We start from the raw sequence: 15,578 nt of genomic DNA on the forward strand, positions 1-15,578 counted from the left end.
CCGGTGAAAGCCCTCGACGAACTGACCTTCGACAACCGCTTCGCACGCCTGGGCGATGCGTTCTCAACCCACGTGCTGCCCGAGCCCCTCGACGAGCCGCGTCTGGTGGTGGCGAGCGCCGCCGCCATGGCCCTGCTCGACCTCGACCCGGCCATAGCCGAAACACCCGTGTTTGCCGAACTGTTCGGCGGCCATAAGCTGTGGGCCGAAGCCGAACCGCGGGCGATGGTCTATTCCGGGCACCAGTTCGGCGGCTACACCCCACAACTGGGCGATGGCCGTGGGTTGTTGCTGGGCGAGGTGTATAACCAGGCCGGCGAGCATTGGGACCTGCACCTCAAGGGCGCCGGCATGACGCCCTACTCACGCATGGGCGACGGGCGCGCGGTATTGCGCTCCTCGATCCGTGAATTCCTCGCCTCCGAAGCCCTCCATGCACTGGGCATCCCCACCAGCCGCGCCTTGTGCGTGATCGGCTCCAGCACGCCGGTGTGGCGTGAGAAGCAGGAGCGCGGGGCCATGGTGTTACGCCTGGCGCCCAGCCATATCCGCTTCGGGCATTTCGAATACTTCTACTACACCCAAAAGTCCGAGCAGTTGGCCGAACTGGCCGAACACGTATTGAACCTGCATTACCCCGCGTGCCGCGAACAGCCTGAGCCGTATCTCGCGATGTTCCGCGAAATCGTCGAGCGCAACGCCGAGATGATCGCCAAATGGCAGGCGTATGGTTTCTGCCACGGCGTGATGAACACCGACAACATGTCGATCCTGGGCATCACGTTCGACTTCGGGCCGTTTGCGTTCCTTGACGACTTTGATGCGCACTTCATCTGCAACCATTCCGATCACGAAGGGCGTTACTCCTTCAGCAATCAGGTACCGATCGGGCAGTGGAACCTCAGCGCGCTGGCCCAGGCGCTCACACCGTTTATCAGCGTTGACGCACTCAAGGAAGCGCTCGGCCTGTACCTGCCGCTGTACCAGGCGCACTACCTGGACCTGATGCGCCGTCGATTGGGCCTGACCACCGCCGAAGAGGATGATCAGAAGCTGGTGGAGCACTTACTCAAACTGATGCAGAACAGCGGCGTGGATTACACGCTGTTCTTCCGGCGCCTGGGCGATGAATCGGCGGCGCTGGCCGTGGCGCGTTTGCGCGACGACTTTGTCGACCTCGCCGGTTTCGATGCCTGGGCCGAACTGTACAAGGCCCGTGTTGCAAGGGACGGGAACGACAACGAGGCGCAGCGCCGTGAGCGGATGCATGCCGTGAACCCGCTGTACCTCCTGCGCAACTACCTCGCCCAAAACGCCATCGCCGCCGCCGAGTCTGGCGACTACAGCGAAGTGCGGCGATTGCATGAAGTGCTGACCAGGCCGTTCGAGGAGCAAGCGGGGATGGAGCAGTACGCACAGCGCCCGCCGGATTGGGGCAAGCATCTGGAGATCAGTTGTTCGTCTTGACCGCTTAGATAAAGGTCTCCACAGACACCCCGAAACGCTCGGCCAGCCAACGAATCTGACGCACGTTGAGCTGGCGCTTTCCGCTCAATATTTCAGAGACGACTGATTGTGCCCCAACCCCCGGAAGGTCGCTCTGGGTGAGATTGTGCTCGCGCATCATGTAGCGCAGCACATCGACCCCGCTGGCGACGGGCATTGGGCGGTGTTCACGGTCATAAGCTTCGATCCAGTCACTGAGAATGTCGACCAGGCTCATCAGCGGGCTGTCCTCGTCTTCACCCACCAGGCTCAACAACTCATCCAGACCGCATACCAGTGCGTCGTAGTCTGCCTCGTTTTCCGGCTTGCGCAGCACAGGAGAAACGAATTGCCAGTGTTCTGCCGCTACTTGCATAAGCGCGCTCATCTGTTTTTTTCCTTCCATTTGTCCTTCTCATAGTCGCGGTGGTCCAGCAGGTGCTTGATGTAAACGCGCTGCATTCGATACTGCACCGACGCAATCAACCTCAGCTTGTTACCGCCAATATCAAACACATGAAATTTACCTACCTTGTCCGTGGCGGGAAACATGGTTTTCATTGCGGCGAAGTCTTTGGGGGCGTTGCGCTTGATCACGCGATACCACTGATCCAGAGCCGTTGCCGAGCGCGGCCATGTTTCCTTTGCTTCCCAGATCCTCTTTTCACTGATGACTCGCATGCAACGTCCTTATCGCATCTTGCTATGGAGGTTAAACCTGATTTCCGACTATCGCAATTTGCTATAGCCGTAAACAGACCAATGGTGCACAACAGCAAGCCTAGACAGACGACTCATTCGGCGCGGGAGAAACTGTGAGCGAATGAGTCTCTGCACCCAGCCTTGATAAATCTCAGCCCCGGCACCAGATACAACCTATTGGCCAGTCCCCAGGAGCCTCCGATGTCTGAACCTCTCGTAATCCCCTGCCCTCATTGCAACGGTCTCAACCGCATCCCCGGCGCACGCCTGGGTGATGCGCCCAAATGCGGGCGTTGCAAGCAGCCAGTGCTGTTGAACAAGCCGTTTGAATTGAAACAAGGCGACTATGCCAGCCAGATCAAGGGCGACCTGCCGTTGCTGGTGGATGTGTGGGCCGACTGGTGCGGGCCGTGCAAGTCGTTTGCGCCGGTATTCGAGCAGGCCGCCGGGCAGCTTGAAGGCAAATGCCGGTTGGCCAAGCTGGACAGCGAGGCTAACCAGCAGCTGTCGGCGCAGTTGGGGATTCGCTCGATTCCGAGTTTGATTCTGTTCAAGAATGGCCGGGAAGTGGCGCGCCAGAGTGGGGCCTTTCCGTTGCCGCAGTTGATGAGTTGGTTGCGTAGTCAGGGGGTGTAACCCGATCAGGAAAGCACCACAGGACAGTGTGGGAGGGGGCTTGCCCCCGATAGCAGTGGGTCAGTTGCCAAGTGCATGACTGACACACCGCCATCGGGGGCAAGCCCCCTCCCACATTTTGTCCGCGTTTCAGCCTTGGGGCAGCGGGGCTTGGCGGTCCATCATCTGGCTGACCAGCATGACGCCTAGCTCGCTCAGTTGATGGATAGCCAGAGCCACATCGCGGTGTTCACCGGTAAGGTCGTTGGATAGATTGAGCAATAAGGTGCGGACCGAAGAGAAGGTTTCGTAGCTGTTGATGACCAGCGCTTCGGTGGGGAGGTTGGGTGTAACGGTGAATAAATTCATATTTCGTTCTCTGCCAGGGCCATCGCCTGCTTGCTACTAAACAAGGGGCGGCAGCTGTACGCAGGTTAGTAGACCGGTAGAACGAAAGCAAAACCCGGCGCACCCGAAGGTGCCCTGCGCACAGCTACCATCGACAGGCAAAAAAGCCATGCTTTTGGAACGGTGCACATGCTTTCGTCTGAGCGGGCTACTAAACCCGATCACTGAACATTCAGCGACCGGCAAACCTTAGAGACGCCCATCCAGACGCACAAGCCGGCGGATTCTGGCGTAGCTGTAGGCAAGGTTACAAGGCCAATCCCCTGCTGCCAGACGCTTCCTACAGACCCTGTGGGAAAAATCCAAATCCCTCTGCCGGAACGCTAGCCAAATGTGGGAGGGGGCTTGCCCCCGATAGCGGTGGGTCAGCTACAAATAAGCTGGCTGACATACCGCCATCGGGGGCAAGCCCCCTCCCACATTGAAACTGTGTACCGCTTGAGGTCAGGCATTTTCCAGCAGGTTATGCAGTTCCACAAACTGCTGGGTCAGCTTGTGCCGTGGGTCCAGATGAATCAGCGGCTTGTTCTCCTGATGCGACTCACGCATGCGCACGGAACTGGCCAGGTACACCGGCAGCACCGGCAGCCCTTCGGCAATCATTTCATCGAGTATCTGCTGCGGCAGGCTCGCCCGGGCCTGGAACTGATTGACCACGATGCCTTCGACTTCCAGGCCTTCGTTATGGTCCTCCTTCAATTCTTCGATTTCAGCCAACAGGCCATACAGGGCCTGGCGCGAGAAGCTATCGCAATCGAACGGAATCAGCACGCGATCAGCGGCTATCAGCGCCGAAACCGCATAGAAATTTAACGCCGGCGGAGTGTCCAGGTAGATACGGTCGTAATCCTCGCTCAACTCATCCAGCAGCTTTCGCAGCTTGTTGATCTTGTGCTTGGCCTCGAGCTTGGGTTGCAGGTCCGCCAGTTCCGGCGTGGCGGTGATGACATGCAGGTTGTCGAAGGGCGTCTCGTAGATATCCACCTTGTTCTTCTTGGAAAACGGCCCGGAAGACAGGGTCTGCTTGAAAAAGTCGGCGATCCCCATGGGAATGTCGTCACCGGTCAGCCCGGTGAGGTACTGGGTGGAGTTGCCCTGTGCATCGAGGTCCACCAACAGGGTTCGATAACCTTCGCTGGCGCTGACCGCCGCCAGGTTGCAGGCGATGCTGGACTTGCCCACGCCGCCTTTCTGATTGAACACCACGCGCCGCATGGAAAAGCCTCCGTGTCTCAATGAATAACCCGAGTGTAGAGCGCAAAAGCGCCGGTTAGCTACCTCGTTCATCCCTGCGCTGTGCCTGGCTCACAAATGAATGGGAGCGCTCTCACAATCCGGTTCGACCCTCTGTGGCACACAGCGGGTAAATTTCAACGACTTATTTGTAATCAATAGCGAACAAATTTTAACCAATATTTGCTAGAACCCCACGGCACCGGGATAATGCGCGCCATTCGGCCATTGCCCTCTGTCCCGGAATCCGGGGCCATTGGCCGCACATGGAAGCCCGCAGGGGCGGGATAACTTCTCAGTGATCAACTTCAACATCGCCCAATGGCGCGCCTGGGCCCCAAGCCTTGAGAGTGCGGACGACTGGCACGCCTGGTGCCGGAACCCGGTGTTGCTGCCTGTCAGCGACGCGTCCCCCGATGTGTCATTTTTGCCAGCCATGCAGCGCCGGCGCCTGAGCCGCCTGGCACGCATGGCGTTCAGCGTCGGCTGGCCGCTGGCCGAAGGCCTTGAAGACCTGCCGCTGGTGTTCATTTCCCGCCACGGCGAAACCCCGCGCACCCTCGACATTCTCACCGATCTGGCCAATGAGCAGCCGCTGTCGCCCACCCAGTTCAGCCTGTCGGTGCATAACGCAGTGATTGGCCTGTGGTCGATCCTGCGCAATGAAACCAGCGAGATGACCGCCCTCGCCGCCGCCGGTGATGGCCTCGAACACGGCCTGCTCGAAGCCGCCGCGTTGCTCAACGAAGGCGCCCCGGCCGTATTGCTGGTGATTACCGAAGAACAACCGCCCGATGCGTATGCCAGCTGGATCACCGACGTGCCCTTCCCCTATGCCCTGGGCCTGTTGCTGACGCCGGGCGACGAGTGGCAACTGGAACTAAACAGCAGCGCTGTCCAACTCACTCAAACCCAGTGGCCCCACGCCCTGAACCTGCTGCGCACCCTGCTGACCGAACAGGGCGCCTGCCAACATGCCTGGAAGAACCGAGTATGGAACTGGCGACGCAAGTCCTGAACGACAAACCACGGCAGGCCTATTACTGGCGCCTGTTCGCCACGGCCGCCAGCTTCTTTGTGTTCGGCATCGGCGGGCTGTGCCTGCGCTTGCTGGTGTTCCCGCTGCTCAGTTGCCTGCCGGGCGACGCCAGGCAGCATCAACGACGCGCGCGCCACACCATCAGTTGCCTGTTCTGGTTCTTCATTCGCCTGATGAAAGGTTTGGGCATCCTCACCTACAGCGTCGAGGGCGCGGAAAAACTCGGTCGCCCGGGCCAGATGATCGTCGCCAACCACCCGTCGCTGATCGATGTCGTGTTCCTGATCGGCCTGATGCGCCAGACCAATTGCGTGGTCAAGCAGAGCCTGTTCCAGAACCCGTTCACCCGCGGTCCGGTGCGCGACGCCGGTTACATCAGCAACGATGGCAGCGCCGACATGCTCGATGCCGCCGCCGATGCTCTGCGCGCGGGGCAGACCCTGATTATCTTTCCCGAAGGCACCCGCACCACGCCAGGCAGCGCACCGGCCTTTCATCGCGGCGGCGCGGCCATTGCGCTGCGCGGTGCGACCCTCATTACCCCGGTGGTGATCAAGGTCAGCCCCACCACTTTGACCAAGGCCGAGCCCTGGTATCGCATTCCCAAATGCCGATTCCACTTCAGTTTGCGCGTGGGGGCCGATATAGAACCACACGCGTTTGCCGCACTGGGCCCCGCGCCCCAGGCGTCACGCAAGCTCAACGATTACCTGCATCACTATTTCATTAAGGAGCTCGCCGAAGATGAGCGACCAACACCGCCTTGAGCACGATATAAAGCTGCTGATCATCGAGGCTTTGGGCCTGGAAGACATAAGCGTCGACGACATCGGCAGCGACCTGACCCTGTTCGGCGAAGGCCTGGGCCTGGACTCGGTCGACGCCCTCGAACTGGGTCTGGCCATCCAGAAAACGTACGGCATCAAGATCGACGCCGACGCCAAGGACACGCGCAATCATTTCACCAACGTGGCCAGCCTTGCGGCATTCGTCACGGCCAGACAGGCAGCTTGAGACCGGACCATGCAAACTCGTGACGATATTTTCAACACCCTGCGCGACGCCCTGGTGGAACTGTTTGAACTGGAACCCGAGCGCGTCACCCTGGACGCCAACCTGTACCAGGACCTGGAAATCGACAGCATCGACGCCGTGGACCTGATCGACCACATCAAGCGCCAGACCGGCAAGAAGATCGCCGCCGAGGAATTCAAGGCGGTGCGTACCGTCAATGACGTGGTTGAGGCGGTGTACCGTCTGGTCCAGCCCGCCGCATGAGCCGGCTGATCGGCCTTGGCCTGTTGCTGGCGGGGCTGCTGTACCCCTTTGCGGTGTATTACGGCACCGAGCATTTTGCGCCCTGGCAATTCGGCCTGCTGCTGGGCAGCCTGTGGCTGCTGCGCGCGTTCACCGCCGCACGACGCCCCGGCAGTCGCTGGATGGCGCTGGTGGTGATTGTGTTTTGCCTGGCGCTGGCCTGGTTCGATAACCCGCAGTGGCTGCGCTGGTACCCCAGCCTGGTCAGCGGGTTCATGCTGGCACTGTTCGGCCTGAGCCTGAAATACGGACCGCCAATGGTCGAGCGCCTGGCGCGTATGACTGAGCCGGACCTGCCCTCGAACGCGGTACTGTATACGCGCCAGGTCACCGTGGTGTGGAGTGTGTTTTTTCTGTGTAATGGCTTGCTCGCCGCCGCGCTCACCTTATGGGCACCGCTGAGCTGGTGGACGTTGTACAACGGCTTGATCGCCTATGGGCTGATGGGGCTGTTGTTTGCCGTGGAATGGCTGGTACGACAAAGGGTTCGAGGCCGCGTATGAAAGGTTTGAAACTTGAGCATCTGCTGCTCGAGCCGCAGGAACAGCGCCGGGTCACCACTGAGCCGGCGCTCAATCATGCGCAACTGATGGAGCTGGCCCTGCGCCTGGCGGCCGGCCTGCAAGCGCGCGGCATCCAGCGCCTGGCGGTGCACCTGGAAGACGCCGGCGTGCTGGCGATTGCCCTGCTTGGTGCCTGGCGTGCCGGGGTCAGCGTGCTGCTCCCCGCCGACCTGCAGCCGCAGACCCGTCAGCGCTGGGACGCCGTCGTCGATGCCTGGCTGACGCAAACTGCGGACCTGGAAGCGCTGTACCAGGCACCACTGAGCCCGGCCGCCCTCGACCTCGATAGCTGCCAACTGAGCCTGTGCACCTCCGGCTCCAGCGGTGAACCCAAGCGTATCGACAAGTCCCTGCGCCAGCTGGCCAATGAGGTCCAGGCGCTGGAGGCATTGTGGGGCGCGGATCTGAACGATGCCTGCATCATCGGCAGTGTCGCCACCCAACATATCTACGGGTTGCTGTTCCGCGTACTGTGGCCGCTGTGCGCCGGTCGCACTTTCTTGCGCAGGCAACTGGCATTCCCCGAGGACATGCAGCGCGCCAGCCGCGAACACGCGCAATTCGCCTGGGTCGCCAGCCCGGCGCTGCTCAAGCGCATGGGCGATAACCTCGACTGGCCGGCGCTGAGCCAGGTCTCACGGGTATTTTCCTCAGGGGGAGCCTTGCCCGTCGAAGCCGCCGGCAGCCTCTATGACCGCTTGCACCAATGGCCGACGGAAATCCTCGGCAGCTCGGAAACCGGCGGCATCGCCTGGCGCCAGGGCGCACAACCCTGGCAGCCGTTTGCCGACGTGCACCTGAGCCAGGATGCCGACGGTGCCCTGCGCATTGCCTCGCCCTACCTGCCCGCCGGGCATATCGAACAGACCGCCGACGCCGCACGCATCCATGCCGATGGCCGTTTTGAGTTGCTGGGCCGCCTGGACCGTATCGTCAAGCTGGAAGAAAAACGCATCGCCTTGCCGATGCTCGAACAAGCGTTGATGACCCATCCGTGGGTCGCTGAAACCCGCCTGGGTGTGGTGCAGGAAAACCGCGCGTCACTCGGTGCCCTGGTGGTGCTGAGCGCCGAGGGCCTGCAGGCTCTGCGCAACCAGGGCCGGCGCACGCTGACCCAAGCCCTGCGCCAGCACCTGAGCCAGCATTGCGAAGCCCTGGCCCTGCCCCGCCGCTGGCGTTTGCTGCGTCAACTGCCGCTCAACAGCCAGGGCAAGCTGCCCCAGGCCGATATCGAGGCCCTGTTGCTGGCGCCCCGCCCCAAGTCGCCGGACGTGCTGGAACAGGTCGAAACCGATGGCGAATGGACCTTGCAGCTCAGCGTCCCGCCGGACCTGGCCTATTTCAGCGGGCACTTCCCGGTCACACCGGTATTGCCCGGCGTGGTGCAAGTGGAATGGGCCTTCAACTTCGGCCAGCGACTGCTCGACTTGCCGAGTACCTTTGCCGGTATGGAAGTGCTCAAGTTCCAGCAACTGGTGCGCCCCGGCGATCACATTCAACTGCACCTGCGCTTTGACCGGGAGCGCGGCAAGTTGTACTTCGCTTATCGCAATGGGGATGCGGCCTGCTCAAGCGGCCGGATAGTCCTGGAGGCGGCGCATGCATAAACCCTGCGCCCTGATTCCGGTCTACAACCACGAAGCCGCCGTGCCCGCCGTGGTGCGCAGTCTGCTGGACAGTGGCCTGCCCTGCCTGTTGGTGGACGACGGCAGCAGCCTGGCCTGCGCGGCGGTATTGGCGCAACTGGCCACCCTGGATAACGTCACCCTGCTGACGCTGCCCCGCAACCAGGGCAAGGGCGCGGCCGTCATGGCGGGCTTTCGCGAAGCCGCACGCCTGGGCTACAGCCACGCCCTGCAAGTGGACGCCGACGGCCAGCATGACCTGCGCGAAGTCGAGACCTTTATCGACACGTCCCGCAGGCACCCCGACGCGGTCATCTGCGGCTATCCCGAATACGACGAAAGCGTGCCCAAGGGCCGCCTCTACGCACGCTACCTGACCCACGTGTGGGTATGGATCAATACCCTGTCGCTGCAGATCCGCGACTCGATGTGCGGCTTTCGCGTGTACCCGCTGGCCCCCACCCTGGCGCTGATGAACTCGGCCTACATCGGCACGCGCATGGATTTCGACTCGGACATCCTCGTGCGCCTGGCCTGGCGCAACCAGCCGATGCGCTGGCTGCCGACCCAGGTGCATTACCCCGCCGACGGCCTGTCGCACTTTCGCCTGTTGCGCGACAACGTGCGCATCAGCGCCATGCATACGCGGCTGTTCTTTGGCATGCTGGTGCGCGCGCCCGCCATCCTGTGGCGCCGGTGGCAGGCATGAGCGACCGCAGCAAACACTGGGCCGACCGCGAGGAACGCGGCAGCTTCTGGCTGATGAAACTCACGGCGTTCGCGGCAAAAGTCCTAGGCCGGCGCCTGTTAAGCCCGCTGCTCTACAGCATCGTGTTTTACTTCTTCGTGTTCGGCCGCACTGCGCGCCGGAGCGCCTGGCAATACCAGCAACGCCTGGCGCAGTGGAGCGGACGTGACGAGCTGCTGCCGACCCACGCCAAGGTGTTCGGCCAGTTCATGGCCTTCGCTGACTCCCTGCTCGACAAGCTCGACGTGTGGAACGGCAAGCTGCGCCTGGAGCAGATCGACATCAACGACCCCGCGCAATTGCGCGGCCAGTTGCGTGGCGAGCGCGGGCAGATGCTGGTGGGCGCGCACCTGGGCAACCTGGAAGTGTGTCGCGCGTTGGCGGAGATCGGCGAACAGGTCACCATGAACGTGCTGGTGCACACCAAGCATGCCGAGCGTTTCAATCGCTTGCTGGGCGAAGCCGGCGCGACCCATTTGCGCCTGATCCAGGTCAGCGAACTGGACCCGGCCACCATGCTGCTGCTCAGCCAGCGCCTGGACGACGGCGAATGGCTGGCGATTGCCGGCGACCGCATTCCGCTGCACGGCGGGCGCACAGTGCGCGTGGATTTCCTCGGGCATCAGGCCGCGTTCCCCCAGGGCCCGTGGCTGCTGGCCGGCCTGCTCAAATGCCCGGTCAACCTGCTGATGTGCCTCAAGCACCAGGGCCGCTATCGCCTGACCATCGAGCCCTTCGCGCCGTTGGTCGAATGGAAGCGCAGCACCCGCGAGCAGGTCATCGCCCTGTGGGCCGCCCGCTACGCCGCCCGCCTGGGCCAGTTCTGCCTGCAAGCGCCGCAACAATGGTTCAACTTTTACCCTTTCTGGAAGACCGATGACCACGTCTCTTGAGCCGATCACCTTTGGCGAACGCCCCCTGCGCATCGAAGACGTCCTGGCCCTGGCCAATCGTCAGGCGCCCACTCGCTTGCAGGACGATGCCGCGTATCGCCGGCGCATCGCCAAGGGCGCGCAGTTTCTTGACTCGCTGCTGGACAAGGAAGGCGTGATCTACGGCGTGACCACCGGTTACGGCGACTCCTGCGTGGTGGCGGTGCCGCTCGAACACGTCGAGGCGTTGCCGCGTCATCTGTACACCTTCCATGGTTGCGGCCTGGGCAAGTTGCTCGACGCCCAAGCCACCCGCGCCGTGCTGGCGGCGCGCTTGCAGTCGCTGTGCCATGGCGTGTCCGGGGTGCGCGTGGAACTGCTGGAGCGCCTGCACGAATTCCTCGAACAGGATGTGCTGCCGCTGATCCCGGAAGAAGGCTCGGTGGGCGCCAGCGGCGACCTGACGCCGCTGTCGTATGTGGCGGCAACCTTGTCCGGCGAACGAGAAGTGCTGTTCCGTGGCGAACGCCGCCAGGCCGCCGACGTGCACCGCGAACTGGGCTGGGAACCGCTGGTGCTGCGCCCCAAGGAAGCCCTGGCATTGATGAACGGCACGGCGGTAATGACCGGCATTGCCTGCCTGGCCTTCGCCCGCGCCGACTACCTGCTGCAACTGGCCACGCGTATCACCGCGCTGAATGTGGTGGCGTTGCAAGGCAACCCTGAACACTTCGACGAACGCCTGTTCGCCGCCAAGCCCCATCCCGGGCAGATGCAAGTCGCCGCCTGGCTGCGCCAGGACCTGGCCATCGACGCACCGACGGCCCCGCTGCACCGCCTGCAGGATCGCTATTCGCTGCGTTGCGCGCCCCACGTGCTCGGCGTGCTGGCCGACAGCCTGAACTGGCTGCGCGCGTTTATCGAAATCGAACTGAACAGCGCCAACGACAACCCGATCATCGACGCCGAGGAAGAGCGCGTGCTGCACGGCGGGCACTTCTACGGCGGGCACATTGCCTTTGCCATGGACAGCCTCAAGACCCTGGTGGCCAACGTCGCCGACCTGCTCGACCGCCAGCTGGCGCTGCTGGTGGACGTGCGTTACAACCACGGCCTGCCGAGCAACCTGTCGGGGGCCCCCGCCGACCGCGCAATGATCAACCATGGCTTCAAGGCCGTGCAGATCGGCACCAGCGCCTGGACCGCCGAAGCGCTGAAAAACACCATGCCGGCCAGCGTGTTCTCGCGCTCGACCGAGTGCCATAACCAGGACAAGGTCAGCATGGGCACCATCGCCGCCCGCGATGCGATCCGCGTGCTCGAGCTGACCGAACAGGTCGCCGCCGCCACCCTGCTCGCCGCCAACCAGGGCGTGTGGCTGCGTGCCCAGGCTGACGATGCACGCCCGTTGCCACCGACACTGGCAGCGATGCACGAAGAACTGGCCCGGGACTTCCCGCCGGTCATCGAAGACCGCGCCCTGGAAGGCGAACTGCGCCTGTGCCTGCAACGCATCGCCGAGCAACACTGGAGGCTGCATGCGTAACCCCGGCGTGTTGCACAGCGACACTCACATCCTCGTGCCGTTTTTCGACATCGACACCATGCACGTGGTATGGCACGGGCATTACGTGAAGTACCTGGAAGTGGCGCGCTGCGCGCTGCTGGACAAGATCGGCCATAACTACACCGCGATGCTCGACGCCGGCTACGCCTGGCCGGTGATCGACATGCAGCTGCGCTATGTGCGCGGCGCCACCTTCGGCCAAACCCTCAACGTGCGCGCCAGCCTGGTGGAGTGGGAGAACCGTTTGAAGATCAACTACCTGATTACCGATCTGGCCAGCGGCGAACGCTTGACCCGCGCCAGCACCGTGCAAGTGGCAGTGGAAATCGCCAGTCGCGAAATGCAGCTGGCCTCCCCGACAATATTCACCAACGCCGTCGAAAGGGCCCTGAAATGAGATCCCCTGTGGGAGGGGGCTTGCCCCCGATGGACGTCAACGATAACGCGGGTCGCCTGACACTGCGCTGTGCCCTCAGGTTTTTCGCGAGCAAGCTCGCGCCTACAGTGGCCGCCGCATTGCTGAGCTTCAACGCCCACGCTTTCGACCTGCAACAGCTCAGCGATCAACTGGCCAAACCCAGCGTGATCCACGGCAACTTCACCCAGGAAAAACACCTGCGCGCCCTGCCCCAGCCGCTGGTCAGCCAAGGCACCTTCGTGCTCGCCAAGGACCACGGCCTGTTGTGGCTGCTCAAAACCCCGCTGCAGCAGGATTACCGCATCAGCGCCCAGGGCATCGCCCGCCGCGACGCCAATGGCTGGCACCTGCTGCCGAACAAGAGCGCCGGCGCCGAGCAGAACCGTCTGTTCCTTGCCGTGCTTCAGGGCGACAGCAGCGGCTTGCAACGTGACTTCGATCTGCAACTGCAAGGCCAGGCCCAGCAGTGGAAGCTCACCCTGATCCCGCGCTCACTGCTGCTCAAGCAAGTATTCACCCAAATCAATATCGACGGCGGCGCGCTAGTGAAGACCATCGAGCTGCTGGAAACCCAGGGCGACAGCACCGTCCTGCGCATGCAGGACAGCAGCGCGGACCAACCGTTGAGCGATGCGGAGCAACACGACTTTGCCCAGTGAGCGCCTGCTGCCGCGCCTGTTCCTGATCCTGCTGGTGGCCGTGCTGGCACTGGCCGGCTGGCAGTGGCGCCAGGGTGCGCCGCTGTCGGCCAATCTGATGGAGCTGGTGCCCGGCAGCACGCCGGACGCCCTGGAGCTGCAAGCCGAGCAGCGCATGCAGGAACCGCTGAACCGCGAGATGCTGGTACTGGTGGGGCACGCCGACCGCCAGCTGGCACTGACCGTGGCGCAGCAACTGGCCGAGCGCTGGCAGGCCAGCGGTCTGTTTGAAAAGGTGCAATGGAATCTGCAGGCCGACTTGCCGGCGCTGCGCGAACAACTGCTGCGCGGCCGGCTGGCGATGCTGTCGGCCAAGGACCGCGAGCAACTGATCGAACAGCCTGACGCCTTCATCCAGCAGCGGGTGCAGTCGCTGTTCGACCCCTTCACCGGCTTCAGCCTGGTGCCGAGCCAGGACGACTGGCTGGGCCTGACCGGGCGCATCCAGAACAGCCAGCCGCAGCACGGCGCGGTACAGCTGGATATCGGCAGCGGCGCGTTGATCGCCGATGCCGACGGCAAAAGCTGGGTGCTCCTGCGGGCGCGCACCACCGGCAATGCATTCGATATGAAACTGCCGCTGCAAGTGGCGGATCTGCTCCAGGCCAGCCGCGCCCAGGCCGGCGAGCAAGGCGTGCAGCTGCTCGCCGCCAGCGGCTTGCTCTATGCGGCCAACGGGCAGCAGCAAGCCACGCGGGAGATCACCTGGGTCGGCGGCGGCGCAACCCTGGGCATCCTGCTGTTGCTGTTGCTGGCGTTCCGGCGCTGGCGGGTGCTGCTGGCGTTCGTGCCGGTGGTGGTCGGCATGCTGTTTGGCGCAGTGGCCTGTGTGGCGCTGTTCGGCCATATGCATGTGATGACCCTGGTGCTGGGCTCGAGCCTGATCGGTGTAGCGGTGGATTACCCGCTGCACTACCTGTCCAAAAGCTGGAGCCTGCAGCCATGGCGCAGTTGGCCGGCATTGCGCCTGACCCTGCCGGGACTGAGCCTGAGCCTGGCCACCAGTTGCATCGGCTACCTGGCCCTGGCCTGGACGCCGTTCCCGGCGCTGACGCAAATCGCGGTGTTCTCGGCGGCCGGTCTGGTCGGCGCGTATCTGTGCGCCGTGTGCCTGCTGCCTGCGCTGCTCAGCGGTGTCGAACTGCGCCCGGCGCAATGGCCGCTGCGTATTGCCGAACGCTTGTGGCAGTGGCGCGCGGCATTGATCAAGCGCGTGCCCGGCGCGGTGTTGCTGGTGTGGGTGCTGTTGTTCTGCACAGGTGGCCTGTGGCAATTGAACAGTAAAAACGATATCCGCCAGTGGATCGGCGCGCCGCCGCAATTGCTCCAGGAAGCCCAGGCGGTGGCGCGCATTACCGGGTTCCAGCCCACCAGTCAGTTCTTCCTGGTGCGCGCCGACAGTCAGCAGCAGTTGCTGGAGCGCCAGGCCGCGCTGGGCCAGCGCCTGGATCAACTGGTGAACATGGACAAGCTGCAGGGTTACCTGGCGCTTAATCAACTGGTCAACCTGCCCGCCGAGCAGCAGCAACTGCGCGATGCGCTCAATAAGCTTGCGCAGCATTGGCAACCGTTGCTGGACCTCGGCGTTCCCACCGACGCGCTGCAAGCCGAAGTCGCGCAGTTGCAGGCGCTGCCCACCGAAGACATCGACGCCGCGCTCAAGGGTCCCCTGGCCGAGCCCTGGCGCACGCTGTGGCTCGGCCCGGTAGACGGCGGCGTGGCGGCGATGGTCAGTCTGCAGGGCCTGAACAACCCGGCGTTGCTGCGAGTGCAGGCGGTGGATTTGCCCGGCGTTCAGCTGGTGGATCGCCTGGGTGATTTGAACCGCGTGTTTGCCGACACTCAAATCAGCGCGGCCGAATTGAAATTGCTGTCCTGTGGGCTGATCGTGCTGCTGTTGATGCTGCCCTTCGGCATCACCGGCGCCTTGCGCGTCGTCGCGCTGCCGTTGCTGGCGGCGCTGTGCAGCCTGGCCAGCCTCGGTTGGCTGGGCCAGCCGCTGACCCTGTTCAGCCTGTTCGGCCTGCTGCTGGTCACGGCCATCAGCGTCGACTATGCGATCCTGATGCGCGAGCAGATCGGCGGGGCCGCCGTCAGCCTGCTGGGAACCTTGCTGGCCGCGCTGACCACGTGGTTATCGTTCGGCCTGCTGGCGGTCTCCAGTACCCCGGCGGTGAGCAATTTCGGCCTGTCGGTCAGCCTCGGCCTGGCCTTCAGCTTTATGCTGGCGCCCTGGGCCGGGCAACAGAAACACGCCTTATGAATGTGAATATCGCCAAAGTGGCAAG

The 15,578-nt window shown here is 63.1% G+C and carries 18 protein-coding genes; 14 read left to right on the top strand and 4 right to left on the bottom strand.

Annotated elements, in window-relative coordinates; all coding sequences use genetic code 11:
• Positions 1-3 precede the first annotated feature (3 nt).
• Entirely contained in the window at positions 4-1,467 is a 1,464-nt protein-coding gene (selO, locus tag TU82_RS16630; RefSeq protein ID WP_057724388.1) for a protein adenylyltransferase SelO, read from the top strand.
• 4 nt (positions 1,468-1,471) lie between these two features.
• Here the strand turns inward: selO and TU82_RS16635 are convergent, their stop codons facing one another.
• Together TU82_RS16635 and TU82_RS16640 are read right to left on the bottom strand one after the other, a co-directional pair.
• Complete coding sequence (locus TU82_RS16635) at positions 1,472-1,873, bottom strand: helix-turn-helix domain-containing protein (RefSeq protein WP_057724389.1); 402 nt, start codon at positions 1,871-1,873, stop codon at positions 1,472-1,474.
• A complete protein-coding gene (locus TU82_RS16640; RefSeq protein ID WP_057724390.1) occupies positions 1,870-2,166 on the bottom strand; it encodes a type II toxin-antitoxin system HigB family toxin in 297 nt (98 codons plus the stop codon). Before TU82_RS16640 ends, TU82_RS16635 begins: the two co-directional genes overlap by 4 nt.
• Positions 2,167-2,388: 222 nt before the next feature.
• On the opposite strand from TU82_RS16640, the gene trxC reads away from it, so the two are divergent.
• Positions 2,389-2,823 carry a thioredoxin TrxC gene (gene trxC, locus TU82_RS16645; RefSeq protein ID WP_057724391.1) on the top strand — a complete coding sequence of 145 codons (435 nt, stop codon included), beginning with the start codon at positions 2,389-2,391 and terminating at the stop codon, positions 2,821-2,823.
• A gap of 129 nt (positions 2,824-2,952) precedes the next feature.
• On the opposite strand, the gene TU82_RS16650 is transcribed toward trxC, so the two are convergent.
• The gene (locus TU82_RS16650) at positions 2,953-3,171 is read right to left on the bottom strand and encodes a DUF6124 family protein (protein WP_057724392.1); all 219 of its coding nucleotides are present in this window, start codon (positions 3,169-3,171) and stop codon (positions 2,953-2,955) included.
• Between the two features lie 483 nt (positions 3,172-3,654).
• Positions 3,655-4,425, bottom strand: coding sequence for a ParA family protein (locus tag TU82_RS16655; RefSeq protein ID WP_057724393.1), 771 nt, complete (start codon positions 4,423-4,425; stop codon positions 3,655-3,657).
• 316 nt (positions 4,426-4,741) lie between these two features.
• Here TU82_RS16655 and TU82_RS16660 point away from each other — a divergent pair, with 316 nt between their 5' ends.
• Genes TU82_RS16660 through TU82_RS16715 form a run of 12 tightly spaced genes read left to right on the top strand, consistent with a single transcriptional unit; the run spans position 4,742 to position 15,553 of the window.
• Positions 4,742-5,461, top strand: coding sequence for a beta-ketoacyl synthase chain length factor (locus TU82_RS16660; RefSeq protein WP_057724394.1), 720 nt, complete (start codon positions 4,742-4,744; stop codon positions 5,459-5,461).
• Positions 5,437-6,249, top strand: coding sequence for a lysophospholipid acyltransferase family protein (locus tag TU82_RS16665; protein WP_057724395.1), 813 nt, complete (start codon positions 5,437-5,439; stop codon positions 6,247-6,249). The genes TU82_RS16660 and TU82_RS16665 overlap by 25 nt, the downstream gene beginning before the upstream one ends.
• Entirely contained in the window at positions 6,227-6,496 is a 270-nt protein-coding gene (locus TU82_RS16670; RefSeq protein ID WP_057724396.1) for a phosphopantetheine-binding protein, read from the top strand. The genes TU82_RS16665 and TU82_RS16670 overlap by 23 nt, the downstream gene beginning before the upstream one ends.
• A gap of 9 nt (positions 6,497-6,505) precedes the next feature.
• Positions 6,506-6,760, top strand: coding sequence for an acyl carrier protein (locus TU82_RS16675; RefSeq protein ID WP_003209389.1), 255 nt, complete (start codon positions 6,506-6,508; stop codon positions 6,758-6,760).
• Positions 6,757-7,302: a COG4648 family protein gene (locus TU82_RS16680; RefSeq protein WP_057724397.1), complete on the top strand. Its 546-nt coding sequence runs from the start codon at positions 6,757-6,759 to the stop codon at positions 7,300-7,302. The genes TU82_RS16675 and TU82_RS16680 overlap by 4 nt, the downstream gene beginning before the upstream one ends.
• Positions 7,299-8,969 (top strand): acyl-CoA synthetase family protein, encoded by a 1,671-nt coding sequence (locus tag TU82_RS16685; protein ID WP_057724398.1) that lies wholly within the window; start codon positions 7,299-7,301, stop codon positions 8,967-8,969. Before TU82_RS16680 ends, TU82_RS16685 begins: the two co-directional genes overlap by 4 nt.
• Complete coding sequence (locus TU82_RS16690) at positions 8,962-9,696, top strand: glycosyltransferase family 2 protein (protein WP_057724399.1); 735 nt, start codon at positions 8,962-8,964, stop codon at positions 9,694-9,696. Before TU82_RS16685 ends, TU82_RS16690 begins: the two co-directional genes overlap by 8 nt.
• Positions 9,693-10,628, top strand: coding sequence for a lysophospholipid acyltransferase family protein (locus tag TU82_RS16695; RefSeq protein WP_057724400.1), 936 nt, complete (start codon positions 9,693-9,695; stop codon positions 10,626-10,628). The genes TU82_RS16690 and TU82_RS16695 overlap by 4 nt, the downstream gene beginning before the upstream one ends.
• Positions 10,612-12,153 (top strand): HAL/PAL/TAL family ammonia-lyase, encoded by a 1,542-nt coding sequence (locus TU82_RS16700; protein ID WP_057724401.1) that lies wholly within the window; start codon positions 10,612-10,614, stop codon positions 12,151-12,153. The genes TU82_RS16695 and TU82_RS16700 overlap by 17 nt, the downstream gene beginning before the upstream one ends.
• The gene (locus tag TU82_RS16705) at positions 12,146-12,571 is read left to right on the top strand and encodes an acyl-CoA thioesterase (protein ID WP_057724402.1); all 426 of its coding nucleotides are present in this window, start codon (positions 12,146-12,148) and stop codon (positions 12,569-12,571) included. The genes TU82_RS16700 and TU82_RS16705 overlap by 8 nt, the downstream gene beginning before the upstream one ends.
• A 29-nt stretch (positions 12,572-12,600) precedes the next feature.
• Positions 12,601-13,251, top strand: coding sequence for an outer membrane lipoprotein carrier protein LolA (locus TU82_RS16710; protein WP_057724403.1), 651 nt, complete (start codon positions 12,601-12,603; stop codon positions 13,249-13,251).
• Positions 13,223-15,553, top strand: a complete 2,331-nt coding sequence (locus TU82_RS16715; RefSeq protein WP_057724404.1) for an MMPL family transporter — start codon at positions 13,223-13,225, stop codon at positions 15,551-15,553. The genes TU82_RS16710 and TU82_RS16715 overlap by 29 nt, the downstream gene beginning before the upstream one ends.
• Positions 15,554-15,578 lie beyond the last annotated feature (25 nt).

The sequence above is a fragment of the Pseudomonas orientalis genome, assembly GCF_001439815.1.
In the GTDB taxonomy this organism is placed as follows: domain Bacteria; phylum Pseudomonadota; class Gammaproteobacteria; order Pseudomonadales; family Pseudomonadaceae; genus Aquipseudomonas; species Aquipseudomonas orientalis.

Bases quoted from the DNA above. Each gene is read 5' to 3' on its own strand.
- TU82_RS16635 (WP_057724389.1), bottom strand. From the start codon at position 1,873: ATGAGCGCGCTTATGCAAGTAGCGGCAGAACACTGGCAATTCGTTTCT.
- TU82_RS16640 (WP_057724390.1), bottom strand. From the start codon at position 2,166: ATGCGAGTCATCAGTGAAAAGAGGATCTGGGAAGCAAAGGAAACATGG.
- trxC (WP_057724391.1), top strand. From the start codon at position 2,389: ATGTCTGAACCTCTCGTAATCCCCTGCCCTCATTGCAACGGTCTCAAC.
- TU82_RS16650 (WP_057724392.1), bottom strand. From the start codon at position 3,171: ATGAATTTATTCACCGTTACACCCAACCTCCCCACCGAAGCGCTGGTC.
- TU82_RS16655 (WP_057724393.1), bottom strand. From the start codon at position 4,425: ATGCGGCGCGTGGTGTTCAATCAGAAAGGCGGCGTGGGCAAGTCCAGC.
- TU82_RS16665 (WP_057724395.1), top strand. From the start codon at position 5,437: ATGGAACTGGCGACGCAAGTCCTGAACGACAAACCACGGCAGGCCTAT.
- TU82_RS16670 (WP_057724396.1), top strand. From the start codon at position 6,227: ATGAGCGACCAACACCGCCTTGAGCACGATATAAAGCTGCTGATCATC.
- TU82_RS16675 (WP_003209389.1), top strand. From the start codon at position 6,506: ATGCAAACTCGTGACGATATTTTCAACACCCTGCGCGACGCCCTGGTG.
- TU82_RS16680 (WP_057724397.1), top strand. From the start codon at position 6,757: ATGAGCCGGCTGATCGGCCTTGGCCTGTTGCTGGCGGGGCTGCTGTAC.
- TU82_RS16685 (WP_057724398.1), top strand. From the start codon at position 7,299: ATGAAAGGTTTGAAACTTGAGCATCTGCTGCTCGAGCCGCAGGAACAG.
- TU82_RS16690 (WP_057724399.1), top strand. From the start codon at position 8,962: ATGCATAAACCCTGCGCCCTGATTCCGGTCTACAACCACGAAGCCGCC.
- TU82_RS16695 (WP_057724400.1), top strand. From the start codon at position 9,693: ATGAGCGACCGCAGCAAACACTGGGCCGACCGCGAGGAACGCGGCAGC.
- TU82_RS16700 (WP_057724401.1), top strand. From the start codon at position 10,612: ATGACCACGTCTCTTGAGCCGATCACCTTTGGCGAACGCCCCCTGCGC.
- TU82_RS16705 (WP_057724402.1), top strand. From the start codon at position 12,146: ATGCGTAACCCCGGCGTGTTGCACAGCGACACTCACATCCTCGTGCCG.
- TU82_RS16710 (WP_057724403.1), top strand. From the start codon at position 12,601: ATGGACGTCAACGATAACGCGGGTCGCCTGACACTGCGCTGTGCCCTC.
- TU82_RS16715 (WP_057724404.1), top strand. From the start codon at position 13,223: ATGCGGAGCAACACGACTTTGCCCAGTGAGCGCCTGCTGCCGCGCCTG.